The following is a 23,936-nucleotide window of genomic DNA, read 5'->3' as shown; positions in this document are numbered from 1 at the left end:
TGCCGCGTTGAAATGCCGTCGCGCTCTGCTTAAGATGCCTTTTAGCTATACATTTATTTACATTAGTTCCCTCTCACTCATTACAAATAAGAAACACTTATGCAAGCCACTATCACTCCAGAATTAGAAGCTGACGCGCACCTGGTGAGTCAGAACTCCCGCGGCAAAGTCATCGTGGCATCGCTAATCGGTACGGCCATCGAATTTTTCGACTTTTACATCTACGCGACCGCCGCCGTCATTGTGTTCCCGCATATCTTCTTCCCGCAGGGCGACCCGACGGCCGCCACGCTACAGTCACTCGCTACTTTTGCCATCGCCTTTATTGCACGTCCGATCGGCTCTGCGCTGTTTGGTCACTTCGGCGACCGCGTTGGCCGTAAGGTCACGCTGGTGGCCTCATTGCTGACCATGGGCGTGTCCACGGTGGTCATCGGCCTGTTGCCGACTTACGCCACCATTGGCGTGTTCGCACCGATGCTGCTGGCACTGGCGCGCTTTGGTCAGGGTCTGGGTCTGGGCGGTGAATGGGGCGGTGCGGCATTACTCGCCACCGAGAATGCGCCACCGAAAAAACGCGCGCTCTACGGCTCTTTCCCGCAACTCGGCGCGCCGATCGGCTTCTTCTTTGCTAACGGCATGTTCCTGCTGCTGTCGTGGCTGCTGACTGACGAACAGTTCATTTCCTGGGGCTGGCGCGTGCCGTTCCTGCTCTCCGCCGTGCTGGTACTGGTCGGTCTGTACGTTCGCGTTTCGCTGCATGAAACGCCGGTGTTCGCGAAAATTGCCAAAGCCGGTAAACAGGTGAAAGTGCCTATCGGCACGCTGTTCACTCAATACAAAAAAGCGACGATCCTCGGCACTTTCATCATGGTGGCAACTTACACGCTGTTCTACATCATGACCGTGTATTCACTCGGTTACGGCACTGCCGCAAAACCTGTCGGATTGGGCATTCCGCGTAATGAGTTCCTGCTGATGCTGATGCTTGGCGTGATCGGATTCGGCGTGATGGTGCCGATTGCCGGCCAACTGGCTGACAAATTTGGCCGTCGCAAAACCATGATTTGCATTACGCTGCTGATGATCGTTTTCGCGCTGAGCTTCCCGACGATTCTGGGTTCCGGCTCGCAGGCACTGGTGATGGTGTTCCTGCTGTGCGGATTCATGGTGATGGGCCTGACTTTCGGCCCGATGGGGGCTTTGCTGCCGGAACTGTTCCCGACGGAAGTTCGCTATACCGGCGCATCCTTCTCCTATAATGTGTCTTCGATACTGGGTGCGTCCGTTGCGCCGTACATCGCCACCTGGCTGGCAACCCATTACGGGTTGTTCTATGTGGGCGTTTATCTGGCCTTTATGGCAACGCTGACGTTAATTGCGCTGCTGCTGTCCAAAGAAACCGCCCATCAGTCACTGTAACTGACCTGGACACCGTGCCCGGTATGCGCCCGGCACGGTGCCTTCTGCGAAGGTTTCTTATGCGCTTACGACGATTGATCCTGCCGGCCCTGCTTCTGCTTATCGTGATTGCCGCCGCTTTCTGGTTCTTCTGGCCTCACACCTCAAATCCCAATGCCCTGTGGAATATCATCAGTCAGAAATGCGTGCCTAATCAGCGCAGCAGCGGAAAACCCGCGCCTTGTGCGCAGGTCGATGAACAGCAGGGATTTGTAGTACTGAAAGATTTGAACGGCCCGTTGCAGTATTTACTGATGCCCAGTGCGCGGATCACTGGCATGGAAAGCCCGGCACTGCTGGAACCGGCCACGCCGAATTTCTTCAGTCAGGCCTGGAGTGCGCGGCATTTTATGGCGGAGAAATACGGAAAACCGATCGACGACAGTAATGTCTCACTGGCGATCAACTCACAATACGGACGGTCGCAGAACCAGCTGCACATCCATATTTCCTGTCTGCTGCCACAGGTCAAAGCCACGCTGATTAAAGACAGCGCGCAGCTCGGATACGACTGGCAGACACTGCCTGATCAACTGCTCGGCCACACCTATCTGGCACGCAAAGTCACCCCCTCTGAGCTCAATCAGCGAGGGGCTTTCCGCATTCTGGCCGCTGGCGTGCCGGGCGCCGACAAAAAGATGGGGCATTTCGGTATGGCGATGGTCAGCCTGCAAGGCGGCGATTACCTGCTGCTGGCAAGCGAACGTGACTTACTGAAACTCAATAACGCCTCCACCGAGGAGATCCAGGACCATGACTGCAAGGTACTGGATCCCGTGCCTCAGTGATTCAGATAAACAGCGCGGGAGACATGCCGAAACGCGATAATTCCCCTGCGCTGGCAACCTGGCAGCAGCGTAACAGGCTGCGCCAGGGTTGCTGATATCGCCCCTTTATTAACATCACTTCTCTTTCATTTGCTGCAATATCGGGCCGCACTGGTTTTCTGCGCTGTCGCTTGGGGAAATCAGCGCCAGCAGGGCAGCGGCCGGGGCAACGACGGCCCCGAGAGCGACGGCGGCGGCGCCACGGGCAATCAGCGGCCCCGGTTTGACGCCCGCATCCGGATTTTTATAGGTCCCGCGCACATACAGCGGTGAACGCAAGGTCAGCACGCGCAGGCCCTTACTTTCCGGGTCGATGGTCAGATCCAGACGTTCGGTTGCCATATTGGTGCTGCCGGTGATGGTGATCACCGCATTCTCAGTGTCGAACACGAACAGACGTGGCGTCACCAGCCCGTTTTTGATGTTGACGTTGGCCGCAGCGCAGTTAATAGCCACTTCGTCATCGCCGAACAGTTTCCCGACCAGATAATTCCCCACGTTCAGCCCCGCCAGTTCCATCAGGCTGCGGCTGACTACGCCGTCATTTATCAGGATTTTCATATCACCGTTGCTGGTGCCCAGCAGCGCGGCGACGGAATTACCGGTACCGGTGAGCGTCGCATCACCGTTCAGATCCCCCAGACTGCGTTCCATGGATTCCATTTTTGGCAGCAGCTGTTTCAGTTTCAGATGGCGGGCATGCAGATCCGCACGCGCCCGCATCGGCGATTTATCTCCTTCCAGCCTGATGGTGGAATTGAGATTACCGCCCGCCACACCGAAGCGCAGAGGGTCGAGCAGGATAACGCTGTTGTTAAGTTTCAGATGGGTACTCAAATCGCTGAGCGGCAGAGATTCGCCATGTTCAATGCGTTTTGCGCTGAACTTCACGTCAGCATCCATCGCGCCCCAGGATTTGGTATCGAACTTCTCGACCGGCAGCACTTTGTCAGAAGGCTGACGCGTCGTCTCACCGCGTTTCGCTTTCTCTTTATTGGAATCGGCCCCGATGAGCGGTGCCAGATCGGCAAAGCGCAGCTGTTTAGACACCACTTCGCCGGTCAGTTTCGGACGCGGCTTACTCGCCTGATAAGTCAGGGAACCGTGGATATCGCTGTCGCCAATTTCACCGTTAAAGTTTTGATAACGATAAATTGCGCCGTTTTTATCGTGCAACGTCGCCGATAAATGACCATCAGTGGAATACGGCGGCGTTTGCGGTAAGAGCACGCCGGTCAGGCCATACAAATCAGACAGCGTCTGGCCGGAGAACTTCAGGCGTAAATCCAGACCGCCGAGGTTCATCGGATCCTGCAATGTCCCGGCGACGGCCACGCGGGTATTCCCGGAGCGGACGTCTGCCTGTAACGGGAACAACGCATCTGCGTCTTTCAGCGCCAGCATCCCGCCGATTTTCCCGCTGCCGGAGAGCGATTCACCGTTGTATTTGCCGTCCACTTTCCAGCCAAACACGAACGGCGGCGTTTTGCTTTTCGGTGCGTCTTTTTTATCGCCGGTAACTTCGGTGAACGGCAATGGTTTGCCCAGCGGATCAATCACTGCGCGGAAATCGGCTTTCATCACGGCATCTTTGTAATCAATCTGCCCGCGATCAAAGACGATGTCGTTGAGGGTAAACGACCAGGCTGACGGTGGCTGTGCCGGGTCTTTCTGATCACTGTTGGCAAGATTGAACGTCCAGTTATTTTTGCCGTTGGCTAAACGCAGCAGCGAGGCATCCGGCTGTTTCAGCCAAATCCTCGGGATCAGCACTTCTTTATGCAGTAACGCCAGCGGCGCGATGCTGGCATCTACGCGGGCAAGTTTCACCATCTGCGCATCTTTCTCACCGCCCTGCACATCTGCCGGATTCCCCAGCACAATGTCTTCGGCATGGATGTGCGGCCACGGAACCCACGCACGCCAGCCCGCCTCGTCTTTCTGGCGTGACCAATCCACACCCAAATCGCCACGGATCGCGAACGTACGGTTCAGCTCAGCGCTGACTTTTTGATTGATCGTAGGTTTGAGGCGATTCCAGTCAAACATCGCGATGAAAATAACGATGGCGATCAGCAGAATAATAATCACACCGGCAATCCACGAGATCACCTTACCTGTGCGCGTCATAAACGGGTTCCTTTCAGACAGTTAACGAATTCCAGAGTTTAAACATAGTTGAATTCGCCTCAGCTTGCCTGAAACGGTGCAGAAGAAACGGAGAGGTGCGGAAGGAAGAGAAAGGCATAAATCAAATAAAATCAGGGCGATAACAATGTATCACACCACTGCAACCCGTCCGGCATTTTGAGACTTGCCTGTACAAAGTTTGGTGTGATTCATTATTCTTCGAAATGTATTGGCAGATTATCCAGCCCGTCGAAAGTGGCCGGACGCGCCAGGTAGTACCCCTGCGCCGCCAGCGCATCAGACTGGCGCACCATCGCCCATTCGGCGGCAGTTTCCACGCCTTCAATAATCACGCCCTTGCTGTAGCGGTTCATCAGCGTCACCAGCGTATAGAAGAGTCGCGAGCCCTCTTCGCTCTGACACAGCAGAATAAACAGGTCACGGGCGATTTTAATGTACTCGTAATGCCAGGTCGTGAAAGACGAGAAGTTTGCGATACCCTGACCGAAATCATCCAGCCACAGACGATCGGACTGTTCGATTTGCGACAGCGGAATACTCAGCGCATTTTCAGCACTTTCGACCAGCTCAAACCGGACGTACGGCATCGCACTGATTTGCGCGCGCAAAGAGGACTCCGATTGCAGCATCTCCAGCACCTGACCATCGACGTTAATGGACGCCAGCAGGCCGTTATCAATGAACAAGCGCTGCCAGCGCTGCAAAAGATCTAGCTGCTCCTGCACGATTTGCAGGCGTTTGCCTACGGCGATCGCGACGAAATAATGCTCAGGCGAAATAAATTTCTGCGGCTCGGCCGGGTGGAAAATGCCGGTCAGCAATTCAATACCCAGTAATTTTCCAGTTGTACGGTAAATGGGCTGAAAACGGTACACTCTCTGACATTGACGCCAGTATGACTGTGCTTTTACGCGCTCAAGCGCGGTAAAAGAAGGCGTAATCAGCCCTAACATCATCTTAGTTATCATATTTTTCTGCCGTCATGAATAAGAGTCAGATAATCAGGGACATGCGGCAACATGTCTTCCGCGACTACGATGTATGACGTGCCGACAAGGTAGTTCGATTTCCTGGCTTTCTTTTGTAGAGATATCTATCGGCGCAGCGCGCAGAAACTTTAATCACTCCGTATTTCCCTTCCTCTTCTTGCCTGTAAATACCTCAATGCGCGCTGGAAGTTCTTTTGTACAGGCTCTACATTGGAGGTCGTTTAACACGTCATTAATCCCACCTTCCCGAGACGGAGAGAAAAAATGCCTTACGTAAACATCAAAATCACCCGCGATGGCGCGACCGCCGAACAGAAAAAAGCGCTGATCGCAGGCGTGACGCAGTTGCTGGTCGATACGCTGGGGAAAAATCCGGCGACAACGACGGTGATCATCGATGAAATCGATACGGATAACTGGGGGCTGGGAGGGCGTCCGGTGACCGAACTGCGTAACGAAGCTAAATAACACGTCTTTACCCTGACATCAGATGGAAGCCCCGCGGCTTCCACTTTCATATCGCTTGCATCCCTTTTTTCGATCTTCCTCGTAAAAAATAAAACCTCGTTTTAATTTAATTGACTGACCGCATTCTTATGAAGAGACTAGAGCGCAATAATGACGGACTTTTCTTCTCTTTCGTTTTAATGCTTCAGACATAGGCCAGGTAAAATGACTCGTAAAAACATTGCCGTTATCGGCGAATGCATGATCGAATTGTCACAAAAAGGCGATGCCCTTCATCGTGGTTTTGGTGGCGATACGCTGAATACGTCTGTGTATATCGCCCGCCAGGTGTCTCCTGATGCGCTGAACGTGCATTACGTGACGGCGCTGGGCAATGACAGTTTCAGTAATGAGATGCTGCAGGCGTGGCAACAGGAAGGGGTTCATACCGATCTGACCCAGCGTCTGGAAAACAAACTGCCTGGCCTGTACGTGATTGAGACGGATGACACCGGCGAGCGCACTTTCTACTACTGGCGCAACGACGCCGCAGCGCGTTACTGGCTGGACAGCCCGCAGTCTGAAGAGATTTGTCAGGCACTGGCGAAATTCGATTATCTCTACCTGAGCGGCATCAGCCTGGCGATCCTCAATGACCCAAGCCGCGACCGCCTGATGACCCTGCTGAAAGCCTGCCGTGCACGCGGCGGTAAGGTCATTTTCGACAACAACTACCGTCCGCGTCTGTGGGCCAGCAAAGAACAGACGCAGTCCGCCTACAACGCCATGCTTTCCTGCACCGATATCGCCTTCCTGACGCTCGATGATGAAGACATGTTGTGGGGTGAAAAACCTTATGAAGACGTTATTGCCCGCACGCACGCACTGGGCGTCAGCGAAGTGGTGGTGAAACGCGGCGCAGACAGCTGCATCGTGTCCAGCGCGGAAGGCGAGTTGCACGATGTGCCCGCCGTGAAATTACCGAAAGAGAAAGTGGTGGATACTACGGCAGCCGGTGACTCCTTCAGCGCGGGCTACCTGGCTGTGCGCCTGACCGGCGGAAGCGCAGTGGAAGCCGCCGTACGCGGGCATGAAACAGCAAGCACCGTGATTCAGCATCGCGGGGCGATCATTCCGATGGAGTTTATGCCTGAGCGGGCATAAGGGCAGTTTTTCACCTGCAATGAGGACCGGGCGGCAAGACTGTGAAAGCGTCGGTTATTTAAGTGCTGTGCTCACTTAACATGTCGCGGCAAAACCGATAACGCGAGGAGGGATCCAAAGGAGGGAAAGCGCTTCCCTCCTTTGGTGGGTTTCGGCGCGGGGCGTTAAACCATCACCGCACGCGAGAAACCGAAATATTCTCGATCATGTGTAAAAAGATCAATAAGGGACAACCCTTATTGCGCCGCTGCTACCGGTGTCTCAGCGACGGCAGCCTCACCCGCCGGGCTGGCTTCTGCTGGCGCCATAATCTTGTCATAAATCGCCCTCAGTTCCCCGGCATTGACCTCCGGTTCACCTTTCGGCTGTGCCAAGACTAATGCCGGCTCACGCGACAGTTGCTGTTTAAGCTCCTGATTCATTACCGGTAAGGTCAGCGTTGAGAGGAATTCCTGACGCAATTGCTGATATTGCTCCGGCGCGATGTCTACAACACCGTTTTGCTGTGAACGCAGGCGCTGACTCATCAGTACGTCGGTGTCCGTGCGGGCATAGGTGGCGAACAGCTTGCTCAGCTGATCTTTTTTCTGGGCAATCAGCGCATCGAATTCAGATTGTGAGATGCCTTTATCACGCACCACCAGCAACTCATCGGAAAGACGTTTAAACAACTCCGCAAGTTTGGCCTGCGGTGCTTCAATACGAATGGCGCACTGCGCACGCTGGAACTGCACGTTACAGTCAAAGCCTAAGCCCGGCCCCGGTGTGGCTGCGTCTTTCTTATTCTCGAAAGAGGATTTCAGCGCTTCCTGTAAATGCCAGAACAAGGCTTCACGCGCCAAATCACTGCGCCAGTAAGACGCCAGCGCCTGAGAATCCTGAATCGGCTGCCACGCGCTGTCCCACATTAATGACAAACGATCTTGCGTCAGATTGTCGTCCATCAATGTCATGGATTTCATGGTCACTTCAGACAGCGTCGGCAACGTTTGCGGCGTCTGGCGGCTGCCTTTGAGCGGTGAGAAGGTCCGGTTAATTTGTTCGCTGAGCCCGCGGCCATCCACGTTACCGACAACGAATAATGTCATCACATCTGGCGTATACCACTGATGATAAAACTTGATGAGGGAGTCTATATTGATGGGTTTGGTCGGCAGCTGATCCGGATTATGCCCGACCAGAGTGGAGCCGGTGATACGAGCACGCCAGAAGGCGTCCTGGGTATTTTGCGGCAGCGACCCCACCGGATCCCGCGACTCCTGACGCGCGGCGCTCACCAGTTCGGGTGTCACGGAGACTTTCCCTACAGTGTTCGCCAGCCAGTTCAATGCGTCTTTCAGCAGGTCCGGGCGGTTATTGGGAAGACTCAGGTTGTACATGGTGAAATCGTACGAGCTGACCGCCGGCGGCAATGGCCGTTGCGGGTTAATGCTCTGCTGCCAGAGAGACTGGAGTTGGGCCGTGCTGAATCCTTCGCTATGCATTAACGCCAGACGAGGAAGGAAATGCGTGTAGCCAGACTGTTGTGCTGACTCTGCCAGTGACCCGGTGCGAACCACCAGGCGTAATTCAATACGATCGCTCGGACGTTGTGGTGTAGTCAGAAGCTGCCAGGTGAACCCGTTTTCTAACTTGCCCTGCTGCCAGGCCGGGTCGGGTTGTAATGTTTCTGCCTGCACATGACTTGCGGCTGCTGCCAGCAGCAATCCACCAATGAGTAAACGGATTTTGGTGCCCTGCATGTGAACCCCTACGTAATGACAATCCAATTTTCAGAGTGCTGTCCTGCCGGTGTCTGATGACGGGCCCACAGGAACTGAATGCGTAAAATAAAGCCCGAAAAAATAAAGCTCTTCGTTAGACCGCGGGTTTTTCTCAAAGTCGCGCATCCGTCAAAAATATTCTCGGAAATAGCGCCGGTGACGGCACAAGAGGGGCATATTATGAAGATAATCCACCGGTTACATCAAGCAACCGGTGGATATTAGGGGAGATGACGCCGAATAAATGCTTTTTTTGGAAGCTTACGCGGGTTTTATGCCCACATATCCACCATTATTCAGAAACAATCAGGCACCGGAAACTGACTTTTCCGCTTCCGTCAGGCCCTTCTGACCGTTCAATGTGGCTTTCAGCTGGCCTTCATCGAGCTGTCCGCACCACTTCGCAACCACAATCGTCGCCACGCCGTTACCCACCAGGTTGGTGAGCGCACGCGCCTCCGACATAAAGCGGTCAATGCCTAAAATCAGCGCCAGACCTGCAACCGGTAAATGTCCGACTGCCGACAGGGTTGCCGCCAGAACGATGAAGCCACTGCCGGTCACGCCCGCCGCCCCTTTGGAGGACAACAGCAGCACCACAATCAGGGTAATCTGATGCCAGATATCCATATGTGTATTGGTGGCCTGCGCGATGAAAACCGCCGCCATGGTCAGGTAAATCGAGGTGCCGTCAAGGTTGAAGGAATACCCCGTTGGGATCACCAGCCCGACCACCGATTTCTTGCATCCCAGACGCTCCATCTTATCCAGCATACGCGGCAGCGCAGACTCGGAAGATGACGTACCCAGAACGATCAGCAACTCTTCTTTAATGTAGTTAACAAACTTGAAGATACTAAAGCCGGTGAAGCGTGCGATTAGCCCGAGCACCACTACCACGAACAAGACGCAGGTCAGGTAGAAACAGATGATCAGCTGGCCGAGTTGCACCAGAGAACCCACGCCGTATTTACCGATGGTGAACGCCATCGCACCGAAAGCCCCCAGCGGAGCCAGGCGCATGATCATGTTGATGATGCCGAAGATGACCTGCGAGAAGCTGTCGATTACGTTGAAAATCAGCTGTCCTTTATGGCCCAGACGGTGCAGCGCAAAACCAAACAGCACGGCAAACAACAGCACCTGCAGGATATTCCCGCTGGCAAACGCACCAATCACGCTGGAAGGGATCACATCAAGCAGGAAAGGAATGATGCCCTGACTTTGTGCCTGTTCGGCATAGACTGCCACCGCTTTGGCATCCAGAGCCGCAGGATCAACGTTCATCCCCGCGCCCGGCTGGACGATATTCACGATGACCAGCCCGATAATCAGCGCCAGCGTGCTGACAATTTCGAAATACAGCAGTGCAATCGCACCGGTACGGCCAACCGCTTTCATGCTCTCCATGCCTGCGATGCCGGTAACCACCGTACAGAAAATCACCGGAGCGATGATCATCTTGATTAACTTAACAAAACCATCACCTAATGGTTTCATTTGAGCGCCGAGGTCAGGGTAGAAATGACCCAGCATGACACCCAGGGTTATTGCCATAAGCACCTGGAAATACAGGCTTTTGAAGATAGATTTTTTCATGAATCGCCATCCTGATGTGAGAGTGTCGCCCTTTGTTTTGTAGGGGTACAGATAATGAGCGACTGCCGAAAAATAACACCATCACAACATCATGGAAATATATTGTTTCCTCCGGAAAAGACGGGTCATGAAAAACCAGAGCTGAAAGCATTCAGCCGACGGAGAGTAAGTAAAAAAAGCAGATAAAATGACAGACAGGAACGGGTTTCCTGTCTTCAGAAGGGTCAGTCAGGCTGGCAGAATTTCAGTTCGAAGGCGTCTTTCGACAGTGGCGCGGAGAATAAATACCCCTGACCTAACAGAATGTTTTGCTCAAGTAACCACTGGCGTTGCGCTTCATTCTCGACACCTTCAGCCACCAGCTGGATGTTCATCGCGCGGGCGATCGAGGCCACAATATTGACCATCACATCGTCCTGCGGCAGAGCGCCGACAAAGCTGCGGTCGATTTTAATGACATCAATAGGCAGCGAACGCAGGCGGTTAAGGTATTCGAGGCCTGAATAGCCGAGGCCGAAATCATCCAGTTCAATCGACACCCCTACGGCGCGCAGTTCGCCCAGTAGCAGCAGTGCGCGATCAAGGTCGTCGATACGCGCAGTTTCGGTGATTTCCAGCACCAGCTGCCCCGGATTGATTTTGTAGCGGCTCAGTAAACTGCGCAGTTCCGGCAGGAAATTGCGTTGCTGCACCTGAACACCGGAGAGATTCACTGACAGGGGCAAATCAATCCCCCGCCGCTGCCAGTCAGCGAGGATACCGCAGCCCAGTTCAAGAATTTTGTAGCCCAGCATGCTCATCACGCCGATTTCTTCGGCAAGCACAATGAAATCGCTTTCCAGCCCGTAACTGCCGTCGGCCATTTTCCGGCGCAGCAGCGCTTCAGCACCGACCACCGCGCGGGTACGCATATTTACCTGCGGCTGGATAAACAGCGTGAAATCGTTCTGCTCCATGGCGTGCAGAATGTCGTTTTCCTGCAACAAACGTTTCTGAATCTTTGCCGTTAACTCCGGCTCAAAGAACAGAATTTGATTCTTACCCTGCCGATAAGCCGACACCCGTGCCGCCCGCGCATTGACCATCAACTGCTGCGCCGTGGCCGGGAATTCGCCGGTATATTGAACGATGCCGATACTGCCCGTCGGATGCAGCGACATATTGCCTGCATCGCTTTCCTGCGGTGCATTGATGCGTTCCATAATATGACGGGCGAGACGCATCGCCATAAATGGCCGGACAATGTCCCCGGCCAGCAAAGCAAATTCGTTATAGCTCAGGCGCGCCAGTAAGCAGTGCTCGGGCAGCGCATCAATGATGGATCTCACCAGCGGGCAATCGACGTGGCCGTCATCACGCAGGCTTTCGATACCTATCATTAACAGATGAAACCCTTTTTCCGGCTCGGTGGAGTGCAACCGGTGTTGCAGCCGCGACATAAACTGCTCTTCATTACTGATGCAGTCTTGTGCGGGAGGCTGCGCATCGCTGATCTCTTGCTGCAATTTTTGCATGTGCTGCTGATTGCGGTTGTAACTGCGCACCAGCATGCCGATTTCATCATCTTCGTGAAGCGCAGGCATGGTCAGCTGATGATACGGCACATCGCCTTCCGGCAGGGATTCCAGCTCGCGGGCGATAGTGCGTACCGGTTTGACAATCAGCCGGTTAATGATCCAGCTGAGGGAAATGGTCAGGATCAGCGCCAGCAGCAGATACGTCGTCAGCATGGTGGACAGCGCGCTGACGATAAACTGGTACATCCGGTAGGAGTCAGCCTGCACGACCAGGTACGCCAGGGGTTTCGGGTCTTTCGGGCTGGCCGCGGCGGAATAAAGAGGAACGGAAATCGTGACGGGCAGATTGAATCCCCGGGACACCCACTGCGGCACCGGGCGGCCTGGCGGAAAATGGGTGTGCAGCGCTGCGATTTCATTGGGCATCACCACATCCGCACGGCTGAGAATACCGACGGGTTGCAGTGTGTTCAGGATCTCCTGAGTTTCATCCAGATCAACGTCCAGGACCGCCTGGGACAGCGGTTCGCGGACAGAATGGGCGATATTTTCAAGCTGCTGGGCGTAATCATCCCTCCGTTGTTGCACAAAGTGGAACAACTGGATAATGATGAAAATACAAATAGTTATCGCAGCCACACTCGACACGGCTGCCATCTGCTTGATTGTTAATGAACGCCTGACCCGCAACTTAGTTCTCCATCAACCGCCGACCTGTTTTGCTCCGTTCTACTTATCAGGAACACTATTAGAGCGCAGTATACCTTATATCGTGTTATTTCGAGGCAAAACAGGGCCGTTAGGCTATAAAAAACAATGTGTTTGCACCTCTGAAATTATCACAGAAATACTTTATGTTATTTTACTGACGAAAAACCGACACTCTGCATTAACCCGATGATTAGTGGTGTTATTAAAATTCTGAGTTTAATGTCCCTGATGCAATCTCTGTGCTGCACATCACACAAAATGCAACCGTTTACTCTCACATAAGATAAAAAATCAGATAAAAAAAACAAAAAACCTTTTGTGACAGCCAGTTATAAGGGTATTGTTTTTTATGGTGCTATTCCTAATTTTTGTAAAAAGTGCTCCATGCTGTACAAGAACTGATATATTAAGATTAATCTTATCCTCAAAAAAAACTTCAAAAAAATTAAACCTTTTACACTCTTTATTAGCAGTTCTCGCTTGGTTGACAGCGTTTCTTGCTTGGCCGCTTTGACGTCCAGATAATTCCCACAAAAATATAATCCTACCGGGCGGGATATATGAACAAATATGACGACATTAAGCGTTTTATGGATAAGACCAACCTTAAACAGCTTGATTACAAAGAGCTAAATGATAAATCGACCGGGGAATCAATTACCGGTTCGATGAATCAATGGACCTTGATCAAGCAGGTTTCTGCCAGCCAGACGCCGGGTGGCCCCTTAGATAACGGGCGCTCGACGCAGCCCACGCCACAGTCCATTTCTGCTGATGAATTCTCGCCACAGTCGGCGCAGGAAGCGCTGCAAGCCCAGCATTCGCAGCCGCAGACTGATACCGCTGCGCCTGAACACGCCGGCCCCATGTCTTCAGAAGTCCATCCTCCGGCGGCGGGCTTTGGTTTGCTCGATGCCCTGCGTGAAACTCTGCCGCCCGTGCCTGAACATCCGGCACCCGCGCCAGCACAGGCTCCGCATTCTCCCCCGGTTCATTCGACTCCGGCCCTGCACGCGCAGTCTGTGATACCGGACAACGGTTCAGGTTTGCTCGACTCCCTGCGCAAAGCCATGCCGCAAGCGCCGCGTCAGCCACCCGCGCCCCCGGCCAGCGCAGCGCCCGCACCCGCAGCGCCGGTGTATCAGCCTGCACCGGTAATCCATTCAACCCCATTACAGAGCCCGGCACCCGCGCACGTGGTGCCCGCATCTGCGGCGTCTGCCGATACCGATCAGCGTTTTAAACAGATGTTTAAACAGCGGGCGCCTCAGCCTGCCGGCGCTTATCTGCATCGCGACACACCGCTTCAACCTTTGTTAGAGATGATTGCCTCATGCCGTTAGTTTGCGTTTGTTCACCGAAAGGTGGGGTTGGAAAAACCACGGTGGCCTCCAACCTGGCCTATTCGCTTGCCCGCAGCGGCAGCAAAGTACTGGTCATCGATTTTGATGTGCAGAATGCCCTGCGCCTCCATTTTGGTGTGCCTATTTCCGATACCCGCGGTTTTGTCGCCGGGTCAGGCAATGAATCCGACTGGAGCCAGTTTATTCTCAAAGCCGGGTCGAACACGTTTGTGCTGCCCTATGGCGAAGTGAGCGAAGATCAGCGGCTGGAGTTTGAACATCAGTTAGCCAGCGATCCGCATTTTTTACCGCGTGGATTAAATACCGTCCTGAATTATCCGGGGTTAATTATTATTGCGGATTTCCCTCCCGGCCCGAGCCCGGCATTAAAAGCCGTGCAGAGCATTGCTGATTTACATGTTGTGGTCATGCTGGCAGATACGGCGTCATTGTCTTTACTGCCGTTAATGGAAAAGAACAAATTAATAGGCACCCCGCTGAATAATAAGAAAGGGGAATATTACGTTGTGAATCAAAGTGACACGCGCCGGACATTAAGCCGCGATGTCACGCAATTTTTCGAACAGCGTTTAAATGAAAGATTATTAGGCACAATACACAGGGATGAATGTGTGCCGGAGGCGAATGCCTCTCAGCGATCTATTATTGATTTCAGTCCGGTATCAGCGTCCGCGTTTGATATTGAACTGATCAGCAAAAAAGTCGCCGCCATTTTAGGGATTAAAGTCGGTGATGGTGAATTACACGCCGCGCCTAAAACCGGCAGTTATTAACTGTCACTGATAACAGCGATCCCAAAGCGATGAATAAATTCCTGTTTTCCCTGCTTGTGCTTCTGCTGCTGCCGGTGGCAGCAGTTATCGTCATCACGCCAATGGACAGCCAGAAGCAGTACATCTTCGGGCTGATCAGTATTGGTCTTTTATTTTTACTGGGCATCAGTAAAAGCCGCCGGATAAGTGTGGTCATGGTCATCATGTCAGTCATGATGTCCACGCGATATATTTACTGGCGCGCCACAGAAACACTGCATTTCAATTCCACCATTGAAGCTATTTTAGGCATCGGCTTATTCCTCGCCGAGCTGTATGTCTGGCTTATTCTGTTACTGGGTTATCTGCAAACCACCTGGCCACTGAAACGCACCATCGAACCTTTGCCGGATGACACTACATTGTGGCCAACGGTGGATGTGTATATTCCCTCGTATAACGAAAGTCTGGACGTGGTGCGTGATACCGTTCTGGCGGCGCAGTGCATCGATTATCCAAAAGACAAAATCAAAATATACGTTCTGGATGACGGCAAGCGCGACGAATTTGCGGTGTTCTCCGCCGATGCAGGCGTGGGATATATCACCCGCGATAATAACGCCCATGCAAAAGCCGGTAACCTGAATCACGCAATGAAACTCACCAAGGGCGAGCTGATTTGCGTATTCGATTGCGACCACGTTGCGACTCGCGCCTTTTTACAGGCCACCGTCGGCAGCTTCCTGAAAGACCCGCGTCTGGCCCTGATCCAGACGCCGCACTACTTCTATTCACCGGATCCGTTCGAACGTAACCTGTCCGCTGGCCGCACCATGCCAAACGAAGGTGCGCTGTTCTACGGCCCGGTTCAGCAAGGTAACGATAACTGGAACGCGACGTTCTTCTGCGGTTCCTGTGCCGTGATCCGCCGCGTGGCGCTGGAAGAAGTCGGCGGCTTTGCGGTGGAAACCGTCACCGAAGATGCGCACTCAGCGCTGAAAATGCAGCGTCGTGGCTGGAACACCGCGTTTCTCGATATCCCGCTGGCGGCGGGTCTGGCAACAGAACGCCTCGGCCTGCACGTCATTCAGCGTACCCGCTGGGCGCGCGGTATGACGCAGATTTTCCGCGTCGATAACCCGTTGTTTGGCCGTGGTCTGAAATGGCAGCAGCGTCTGTGCTACCTGAACGCCATGCTGCACTTCCAGTTTGGCCTGCCGCGCGTGGTGTTCCTGACCGCGCCGCTGGCGTTCCTGCTGTTCAACCTGAACATCATCTCCTCATCCGCCAGCCTGATTTTTGCTTATGCGCTGCCGCATCTGGTGATGTCGTTGTACATCAACTCCCGCATGAATGGCCGTTTCCGCTATACCTTCTGGGGTGAAATTTACGAAACCGTGATGGCGTTCCACCTGATCCTGCCAACGCTGGTGACCATGTTCGCGCCAAAACGCGGCAAGTTTAACGTCACCGACAAAGGCGGTTTACTGGACGTCGGCTTCTTTGACTTCAACATCGTCAAACCTCACCTGATCGTCGCCATTCTGATGATTATCGGCATCGGTTACGGGCTGGTGCGCGCGGTATTCCACAACTACTTTGCCATCGATCCGAACGTTATCGCCCTGAACGTGGCGTGGGGCAGCTTCAGCGTTCTGATCCTGCTGGCGGCGATTGCCGTCGCGAAAGAAACCCGTCAGGTGCGTAAAACCATCCGTATTGATGTGGCGATCCCGGCCATCATTCATTACGCCAATGGCATTTCTCTGCGCACCACCACCATTGATATGTCGATGGGTGGCGTGCAGCTGGTGACGCCGGATGTGCGTTATCTGGAAGAAGAAATTGAAGAAGTGGAAATTCAGCTTTCATCTGGCGCGGAGAGTTTCCCGGTCACGCAGATCAGCGGCAACAAAGAGCGCATTCGTCTGCAATTTGAAAACCTGCCGCTGTCTAAACGCCGCGAACTGGTGCGTGTGGTTCTCTGCCGTGCGGATGCCTGGATTGGTGAAGAATACCCGCCAGACAACCCGTTCAAATCGCTGCTCAGCATCATCCGCTGCGTATTTGAATTGTTCTACAACACCTGGAAAGAACGCCGCGGCAAAAATACACCCGCTGAAACCACCAGCAAGAGTGAAGCAGCATGAACCGACCTCGTAAACCGATGAGTAAACGCCGTTTGTCTGCGGTGCCTGGCACGTCCCTTTTCAGAAAAATCACCACCGGCCTGCTGCTGACCTTCAGCAGCCTGCCGTTTACCCATGCAGAAGACGCTCCCGCTGCGGCGGTTGATCCGGCAACCAGTTTGCCTGCCGCCCCTTCGTGGCTGCCCCCGGCGCCGGTAATGCCAGAACAAACGGCACCCGCAGACACCGCCACGCCGCCAGTGGCTCAGCCGGTGCCCTCAGAATATGCGCCCCAGACCGACACCACGCCGGTCAACAACAGCGAGTCGGCAAATGCTGCGGCTGTGGCTGCCGATCCTGCCGCCGCGCCTGCCCCGGTGATCCCGCTGGTTCAGCCGGTCACCAGCAACGTGACCGTCGCCGAAATGGGCCAGCCAAACGGCCTGACCCTCAGCGGCGGCCAGTTACAGTCGGGTATTCTCTTCACCCTGCCTGCGGATGAGGTGGTGACCAACGCCCATCTTTCGCTGGCACTGAAAATTTCTCCTGCGCTTATCGCCCGCGATACTACGCTGGAGCTGATGCTCAACGGCCAGCCGCTGGGCAATCTGCCGCTCAACCAGAGCAGTAACGGCGGCGATGTCTACGAACTGGATATCCCGTCAGCGATGGTGGTATCGAGCAACAATCTGAGCTTTCGCGTGCATGACAGCAACACCATGACCTGCGAGAAAGATCAGTCGGACAAATATTGGGTCACGATTTTGCCTACCACCAGCATTGGTCTGGAAGGTCAGCAACTGAACATTGGCCGCAATCTGGGCAATTTCCCGCGCCCGTTCTTCGACAGCCTGCAAATGCAGGAATCTAAAATCACCATGGGCTTCTCCTCGGCGATGAAACCGGGAGATGTCAGCGCAGCGGCGATGGTGTCTTCGTATCTCGGCATGTTATCCGATTATCGCGACGTGGATTTTCCGGTGATCCTGAACGATTTGCCCGATCAGAACGGCATTCTGTTTGGCAAACCGGGGGACAAAATCGGTTCGCTCACCCTGCCGTCCAGCAGTGGTGCATCGATTCAAATCATCGATAACCCGATAAATCCGGTCTACAAACTGCTGCTGGTGCTGGGCAATGATGATAATCAGCTGCGCCAGGCGGCTTACCGTCTGATAAGCGGCGGTATGCCGAACAACACCGATCATCTGGACGTCGCGCAGCAAACTATTCCGTCGAGCAAACCTTACGATGCGCCACGCTGGATAGACACCTCGCGCCCGGTCACGCTGGGCGAACTGGCGGGTAAAGATCCGGATTCACTGATTTCTAACGGCATTTATCACGATGGTATTCAGGTTGCGTTCCGCGCTGCGCCGGATCTGTTCATGTGGGACGGACACAATATCCCGGTGCGCATTGATTACCGCTTCCCGACCGAAAACTGGATCGATGAAGATACCTCGCGGCTCAATGTGTCCATCAACAGCAACTTCCTGCGCAGCCTGACCGTCAACAAAGTCGGTCTGGTGGAAAACCTCTGGCGTCGCCTCGGCGGTGACAGTCGGCAGGAACGCTACACCATGCAGCTCGCGCCGTACCTGATTTACGGCGACAACCAGTTGCAGTTCTATTTCGACATCAAACCGAAAAAAGACGCGCCGTGCAGCATTCTGACCAGCGACAACATCAAGAGCCGCATCGATCCGAAATCCTTCATCGACCTGAGCGGAAGTTACCATTTCGCACAGTTGCCGAACCTGTCGTATTTCGTGGGGGCTTCTTATCCGTATTCCAAACTGGCTGATTTCTCGGACACGCTGATGTTGCTGCCACCGCAACCGAGCGCTGATGAAATTCACACCTTGCTGAACCTCGCCGCGCGCGCAGGGAAAGCCACCGGCGTGCCGGTGAGCCATGTGCAGGTTGCCTTTGGCCTGTCGGGTGATGAACAGGGAAACCCGCTGTTTGACCGCGATATTCTGGCTGTCACAACGCTGGGCGACGCCGCCTTCACGCAGCAGCTGCTGGCCGATTCTCCCTTTGGCGTAAACGCGAACTCGATGGGCGTAAAAACACCGACGCAGGTGCAGCGCATGGTGGCCTGGCTAACCGGCGACTGGTACCGCCAGCCGGTGGATGCCGACCGTTATCTGTCGTCAACCGGCGCCTGGCGCGGCTTTGTCAGCTTCCGCTCCCGCTGGTCAAACGATCACGTCGTGGTGGTCGCCACGGGAACTGACGATCAGCAGCTGCTGAAAATTCACAACGATCTCAAATCGCCACAAATCAACGCCAACGTGCGTGGCGATCTGGCGATCATCACCGATGAAAACGGCATCCGCAGCTTCTCGGTCGGCCAGCAATTCCCGACCGGACAAATGCCGTGGTACATGATGGTGCTCTGGTACGCCAGCACGCACATCGTGATCCTGTCGCTGATTGCCACGCTGGTTTCGCTGGTGGTGGGCCTGAGCCTGTTCGTCGTTCTGCGCGGGCACGCGGCCAAACGTCTGGGTCAAAAATGAAAAGCCTCGAACGAAGAAAAAGAACAATGAAGGTGGCCGTTACTCCCGGCTATAACCTGGCGATTACCGGAGCTGGAAAATGAAAAAACATAAACTGTCCCTGGCGGTGATCAGGGCTATTTATCTGGTAGGGATCGCCGGAGCCGTAAGTTTTAGCGCCGCCACATTGGCGGCGGACACCACCAATCCGGCCATGAAAGCGCTGTTTGATCAGGCCGCTTACTGGCACGAACGCGCCCATGACGATCTGGCAAAAGACGCCTTGCAGAAAGTGCTGCTGGTCGAGCCGAACAACGCACAGGCGCTGTACCTGATGTCGCTGTATTCCATGCAGAGCGGTGACAAAACGGCGGCGAACCAATGGCGCGAAAAACTCTCGGCTGCCTCACCGGACGATCCGCGTCTGGCCTCGCTCAACAGCGCCAAAGCCATGCAGTCGATTCCTCCGGCGCAGCTCGCCTCTGCCCGCCAGATGGCCGCGCAGGGCAACGTCAGCGGTTCACTTTCGGCCTACCGCACCATCTTCAACGGCAATCAGCCGCTAGACAGTCTGGCGACCGAATATTACCTGACCATGGCGGGCGATAAGTCGCTCCAGTCGCAGGCGATTCAGGGATTACAGCAGCGCGTGGCCTCACGCCCGGACGATACTCAGGCGCGCCTGGCGCTGGGTAAAGTGCTGACTTATCAGGAATCGTCGCGCCGCGATGGCATCAAACTGCTGAGCACGCTGGCGGGCAGTAACAGCGATGCCGACCGGTCACTGCGTCAGGCATTGTTGTGGATGGCGCCGCAGGAAAGCGATCGCGACCTGTATCAGGGCTATCAGGCGCGTCACCCCAATGACACCGGCGTGATGGCCTACTTCCAGAAAAATATCGGCGGCGCAGCCAAAGGTCAGGGCTTTACTGCGCTCAACAGCGGCAACGTCACCGATGCCAAAGCCAAGTTCGAAAGCGTGCTGGCAGGCGATCCGAACGACGCCGACGCGCTGGCCGGTCTGGGGTATATCGCGCAGCGCAGCGGTGATTTCGAAGCTGCCTCGCAATACCTTAGCAAAGCCGCCGCACAGGGCGGGCCGAACAGCGCACAGCTGAGCAATCAGGCGCAGGACTCGGCATTTTATGCCCAGCTGGCGAAAGCCAAAGACGCAGCCGGTTCCGGCAGTTACGACGCCGCACTGGCGGCGGTCACGCCGCTGACCCAGGTCGGTGGCGAGAAAGGTCAGTCAGCCGGTTTGCTGCGCGCCGACATTCTGCGCCGTAAAGGCGATCTGGCCGGTGCCGAGCAGCAATACAGCGCGCTTGGCGACAATGCCGATGCCCGCGCCGGGCTGTTCTACGTGCTGCGTCAGCAGAACAAATCTGCCGAAGCCAGCGAAGTATTGAAAACGCTGCCTGCGGATATTCAGAACAAAATGAATCCGCCGAAAGTGGCGGATGTCATCGAGCCGTTACGCCGTCAGGCGGCGCAGGCCGTGGCGAATAACGATCCGCAACGGGCGCTGAATTTACTTCAGCAGGCGCAGGAACGTCAGCCGTCAAACGTCTGGGTGAAACTGGATATGGCGCGCATCCTGCAATCGCAGGGGCAAACCGCGCAGGCGCAATCCATCATGGCGCCGTCTTCGCGTCCGGGCGCGTCTTCAGCCGATCTCTACGCGGCCGCCTTATTTGCCTCCGAAACCAAAAACTGGTCCACCGCCAGCGCCCTGCTCTCGCGCATTCCGCGTGGCAGTCAGAATCAGGGTATGCGTGAACTGGCACAACGCGCCAACTTCAATGCGCAAATGGCCGATGCGGAGAACTATCTGCAACAGGGCAACAGCGCGGCCGCCGCCAACACCTTACGCGCACTGGCGCAGAATCCGCCTTCCGCGCCGGCTGACGTCGGTGCGCTGGCGAAAAATCTGGCCGCCACCGGGCAGCTTCCGCTGGCGGTACAACTGGTGCGCCAGAACATGCGCAACGGTGTGAAAGGCAACGCCGGGGATTACGCCGATCAGGTGACGGTGCTGAATCAGGCCGGGCTGAGTAACGAAGCCCAGGCCTTCCTGCAAAATCCGGAGATTCAGTCCGGCACTTCACCGACCGCGCTGGCGAATCTGCGCAACGGTTTCGTCATCACTCAGGCCGATCAGCTGCGTGAACAGGGCCAGTATGCCGCGGCTTATGACAAGCTTATCGTCGCCCTGCAGGCCGACCCGCAAAACCGCGATCTGATGCTGGCAATGGCACGCCTGTATCAGTCCGGCAAGCTCAACAAACAGGCCGGTCAGGTCTACAACTACCTGATGACCAACGACACACCGAATCAGGATGCCCGTGTGGGGGCGATCAATATCGCGCTGGGCGAAGGCGATACGGCGCGCGCGCAGCAACTGATGAATGGGCTGACCGGCCCTCGCACGCCGGACCGCCTGTTACTGGCTGCCCGCGTTGCCGAAGCGCAGGGCGACCACCAGCAGGCGATGGCGCTGTTGCGTTCCGCGAAGGGCAAGATGATCGGTCTGGAAGGCGCAGACGGTTCGGCGCAGGTCGCCGGATTGCAGCTTTCCGACAATCCGTTCATCAACCGTTCAACGCGCACCACGCGTTCCACCACCCAGTCCACTTATGGCACGGTACTGCCGTGGCAACAAACCGATCAGACCTCGGTTAACAGCACGGTGCCAGTACCGGGTGCTGCGCCAACCGCCGTGGTGCAGCGTAATGCAACGGAAAAACAGATCGACGACATGCTCGACGATTTGCAGGGCAAAACCGCGACCTGGGCGCAGGGCGAGATGTCGATCCGTGGACGTGACGGCGAAAGCGGCCTCAGTCAGCTGACCGAAGCCAAAGCGCCAATGACTTTCGCCTTCGTGCCGTTTGATACGTCGCGTCTGAGCATCGGCGTTACGCCGGTTTCCCTCAGCGCAGGCAGCCCGGCCGGTACGGCCAATGCCCGATTTGGTCAGGGGGCGCTGGCACAGGCGCAGTCTGCACAAAAAGATGTGGCAGCGGCGGCAACAGCGGCGGGGCTGGATCCCACATTAAGTCTTTCTGATTTGAGAAAAAGTATCTCTGCCACTGACCTCAGTACGGCGTGTGCGGCGGGGGGCGATGCGGCAACCTGTGCCGCCTACGGCACCATCAACAGCATAGATCCAACGACGTATAGCGCGACGGATGCAGGCAATCAAAGTGCCACCGGCGTGGAAGTGAACGCCGCGCTGACCGGTGACAGCTATAAAGCCGATGTGGGCAGTACGCCGCTCGGGCAGGATCTGAACTCACTGGTCGGTGGCGTGCAATGGGCACCAAAACTGACCGACTTCACCACGCTGACGGTCACCGCAGAACGCCGCGCAATCACCGACAGTATTCTGTCTTACGTCGGTACCAAAGATAACTACAGCGGAAAAGAGTGGGGCCAGGTCACCAAAAACGGCGGCAGCGTCAATCTTTCCTATGATGACGGCGACGCCGGTTTCTATGCCGGTGCCGGTTATTACAGCTATCTGGGTAATAACGTGAAGAGCAACCAGTCGGTTAACGCCAACGCCGGGTTGTACGTTCGTCCGTATCGTTACGATGACCGCGAGCTGAAAACCGGCATCAACGTCGGTTACATGGATTTCGACAAAAACCTCAGCTACTACAGCTACGGCCAGGGCGGTTACTTCAGCCCGCAGAACTACGTCAGCGTCTCCTTCCCGGTGGAATACACTCAGAAGTATGACGACTGGGATTTGAAATTGTCCGGCTCTGTGGGTTATCAGTCCTATTCTCAGGATAAGAGCGCCTACTTCCCGAACAACCCGGACTTGCAGAAACAGCTGGAAGATCTGGTGGCCGCGGGCTACGGCACCGAAGCGTACTATTCCGGTAAAACCGAAAATGGTATCGGCTGGAATGCGGGCGTGGGCGGCAACTATCATCTGAACAAGAACATGCAGATTGGCGGACAGGTTGGCTACGATACTTTCGGTGATTACAACGAAAGCAAAGCGCAGGTCTACTTCCGCTATCTGATGGGCCAAAATTAAACCGGTGGAATAAAACCATGCAGGAACAGAACTATACTCAGGTCGCGCAGGATTATTACCGCCAGCGTCACACCACACCGGGCTGGCAAAGTCTGGTGCAGGTGCTATTTTCAGGTATTCTGGCCTCCGCCGACGACGAGGATGGCCGCCGGTTTCTCACGCTGATGGGCGGTAATCTGGCGCGTCAGCATGCGTTACCGGTTTCCGCCACGCTCGGCGAACTGGAAGAAAACATTAATCACCTTCTCAGCCGCTTTGACTGGGGCGTGGTGAAAATTGAAGCCACCCGGCAGCAGCTCACGCTGGTGCACATCGCCTGGCCGGTTTCGCCTCAGGGCGAGAACGACGAACTGTGGCGCATCGCGCTGATTTCGCTGTTTGAAGGGCTGTATGCACAATGGTTACAGGCGCAAGGCGGGCAGCCTTACGTTCCGCTGCGCTGGCAGGAAAGTACACCCGAAGGCGCATTCGTCTTCCGTTATCAAAATGGTTTGTAAGGAATTT

The 23,936-nt window shown here is 55.1% G+C and carries 15 protein-coding genes; 10 read left to right on the top strand and 5 right to left on the bottom strand.

From position 1 onward, the window contains the following. Positions 1–99: 99 nt before the first annotated feature. Complete coding sequence (locus tag J1779_RS16120) at positions 100–1,422, top strand: MFS transporter (protein ID WP_056775693.1); 1,323 nt, start codon at positions 100–102, stop codon at positions 1,420–1,422. A 59-nt stretch (positions 1,423–1,481) separates the two neighbouring features. Beyond that, positions 1,482–2,249 (top strand): CDP-diacylglycerol diphosphatase, encoded by a 768-nt coding sequence (locus tag J1779_RS16115; protein ID WP_056775696.1) that lies wholly within the window; start codon positions 1,482–1,484, stop codon positions 2,247–2,249. A gap of 114 nt (positions 2,250–2,363) precedes the next feature. On the opposite strand, the gene J1779_RS16110 is transcribed toward J1779_RS16115, so the two are convergent. Further along, the gene (locus J1779_RS16110; RefSeq protein WP_056775698.1) at positions 2,364–4,418 is read right to left on the bottom strand and encodes an AsmA family protein; all 2,055 of its coding nucleotides are present in this window, start codon (positions 4,416–4,418) and stop codon (positions 2,364–2,366) included. A 212-nt stretch (positions 4,419–4,630) separates the two neighbouring features. Beyond that, on the bottom strand, positions 4,631–5,407 hold the full coding sequence (gene pdeH, locus J1779_RS16105; RefSeq protein WP_056775700.1) for a cyclic-guanylate-specific phosphodiesterase: 777 nt from the start codon (positions 5,405–5,407) through the stop codon (positions 4,631–4,633). A gap of 252 nt (positions 5,408–5,659) precedes the next feature. On the opposite strand from pdeH, the gene J1779_RS16100 reads away from it, so the two are divergent. Both J1779_RS16100 and kdgK read left to right on the top strand, forming a co-directional pair. After that, entirely contained in the window at positions 5,660–5,896 is a 237-nt protein-coding gene (locus J1779_RS16100) for a 2-hydroxymuconate tautomerase family protein (protein ID WP_305775608.1), read from the top strand. A gap of 204 nt (positions 5,897–6,100) precedes the next feature. Next, the gene (gene kdgK / locus J1779_RS16095; protein ID WP_136375766.1) at positions 6,101–7,039 is read left to right on the top strand and encodes a 2-dehydro-3-deoxygluconokinase; all 939 of its coding nucleotides are present in this window, start codon (positions 6,101–6,103) and stop codon (positions 7,037–7,039) included. 236 nt (positions 7,040–7,275) lie between these two features. On the opposite strand, the gene J1779_RS16090 is transcribed toward kdgK, so the two are convergent. From J1779_RS16090 to hmsP, 3 genes are all read right to left on the bottom strand, one after another. After that, complete coding sequence (locus J1779_RS16090) at positions 7,276–8,781, bottom strand: M16 family metallopeptidase (protein ID WP_217204236.1); 1,506 nt, start codon at positions 8,779–8,781, stop codon at positions 7,276–7,278. A gap of 327 nt (positions 8,782–9,108) precedes the next feature. Continuing rightward, on the bottom strand, positions 9,109–10,401 hold the full coding sequence (locus J1779_RS16085; RefSeq protein ID WP_136375768.1) for a dicarboxylate/amino acid:cation symporter: 1,293 nt from the start codon (positions 10,399–10,401) through the stop codon (positions 9,109–9,111). A gap of 224 nt (positions 10,402–10,625) precedes the next feature. Further along, entirely contained in the window at positions 10,626–12,608 is a 1,983-nt protein-coding gene (gene hmsP / locus J1779_RS16080; protein WP_217204235.1) for a biofilm formation regulator HmsP, read from the bottom strand. Between the two features lie 581 nt (positions 12,609–13,189). On the opposite strand from hmsP, the gene J1779_RS16075 reads away from it, so the two are divergent. The 6 genes from J1779_RS16075 (at position 13,190) to bcsD (ending at position 23,929) form a co-directional block, all read left to right on the top strand. Then, entirely contained in the window at positions 13,190–13,972 is a 783-nt protein-coding gene (locus J1779_RS16075; protein WP_217204234.1) for a cellulose biosynthesis protein BcsO, read from the top strand. After that, positions 13,963–14,766: a cellulose biosynthesis protein BcsQ gene (gene bcsQ / locus J1779_RS16070; RefSeq protein WP_056775717.1), complete on the top strand. Its 804-nt coding sequence runs from the start codon at positions 13,963–13,965 to the stop codon at positions 14,764–14,766. Before J1779_RS16075 ends, bcsQ begins: the two co-directional genes overlap by 10 nt. Positions 14,767–14,795: 29 nt before the next feature. Beyond that, positions 14,796–16,895: a UDP-forming cellulose synthase catalytic subunit gene (bcsA, locus tag J1779_RS16065; protein ID WP_056775720.1), complete on the top strand. Its 2,100-nt coding sequence runs from the start codon at positions 14,796–14,798 to the stop codon at positions 16,893–16,895. After that, positions 16,892–19,402 carry a cellulose biosynthesis cyclic di-GMP-binding regulatory protein BcsB gene (gene bcsB / locus J1779_RS16060; RefSeq protein WP_217204233.1) on the top strand — a complete coding sequence of 837 codons (2,511 nt, stop codon included), beginning with the start codon at positions 16,892–16,894 and terminating at the stop codon, positions 19,400–19,402. Before bcsA ends, bcsB begins: the two co-directional genes overlap by 4 nt. Positions 19,403–19,481: 79 nt before the next feature. Next, positions 19,482–23,432 (top strand): cellulose biosynthesis protein BcsC, encoded by a 3,951-nt coding sequence (locus tag J1779_RS16055; RefSeq protein ID WP_217204232.1) that lies wholly within the window; start codon positions 19,482–19,484, stop codon positions 23,430–23,432. Positions 23,433–23,449: 17 nt separating this feature from the next. Beyond that, the gene (gene bcsD, locus J1779_RS16050; RefSeq protein WP_056775726.1) at positions 23,450–23,929 is read left to right on the top strand and encodes a cellulose biosynthesis protein BcsD; all 480 of its coding nucleotides are present in this window, start codon (positions 23,450–23,452) and stop codon (positions 23,927–23,929) included. The last annotated feature ends 7 nt before the right edge of the window (positions 23,930–23,936 follow it).

This window comes from Rahnella rivi (assembly GCF_019049655.1).
GTDB classification, from domain to species: domain Bacteria; phylum Pseudomonadota; class Gammaproteobacteria; order Enterobacterales; family Enterobacteriaceae; genus Rahnella; species Rahnella rivi.
This window is presented reverse-complemented; position numbering and strand designations above follow the sequence as displayed.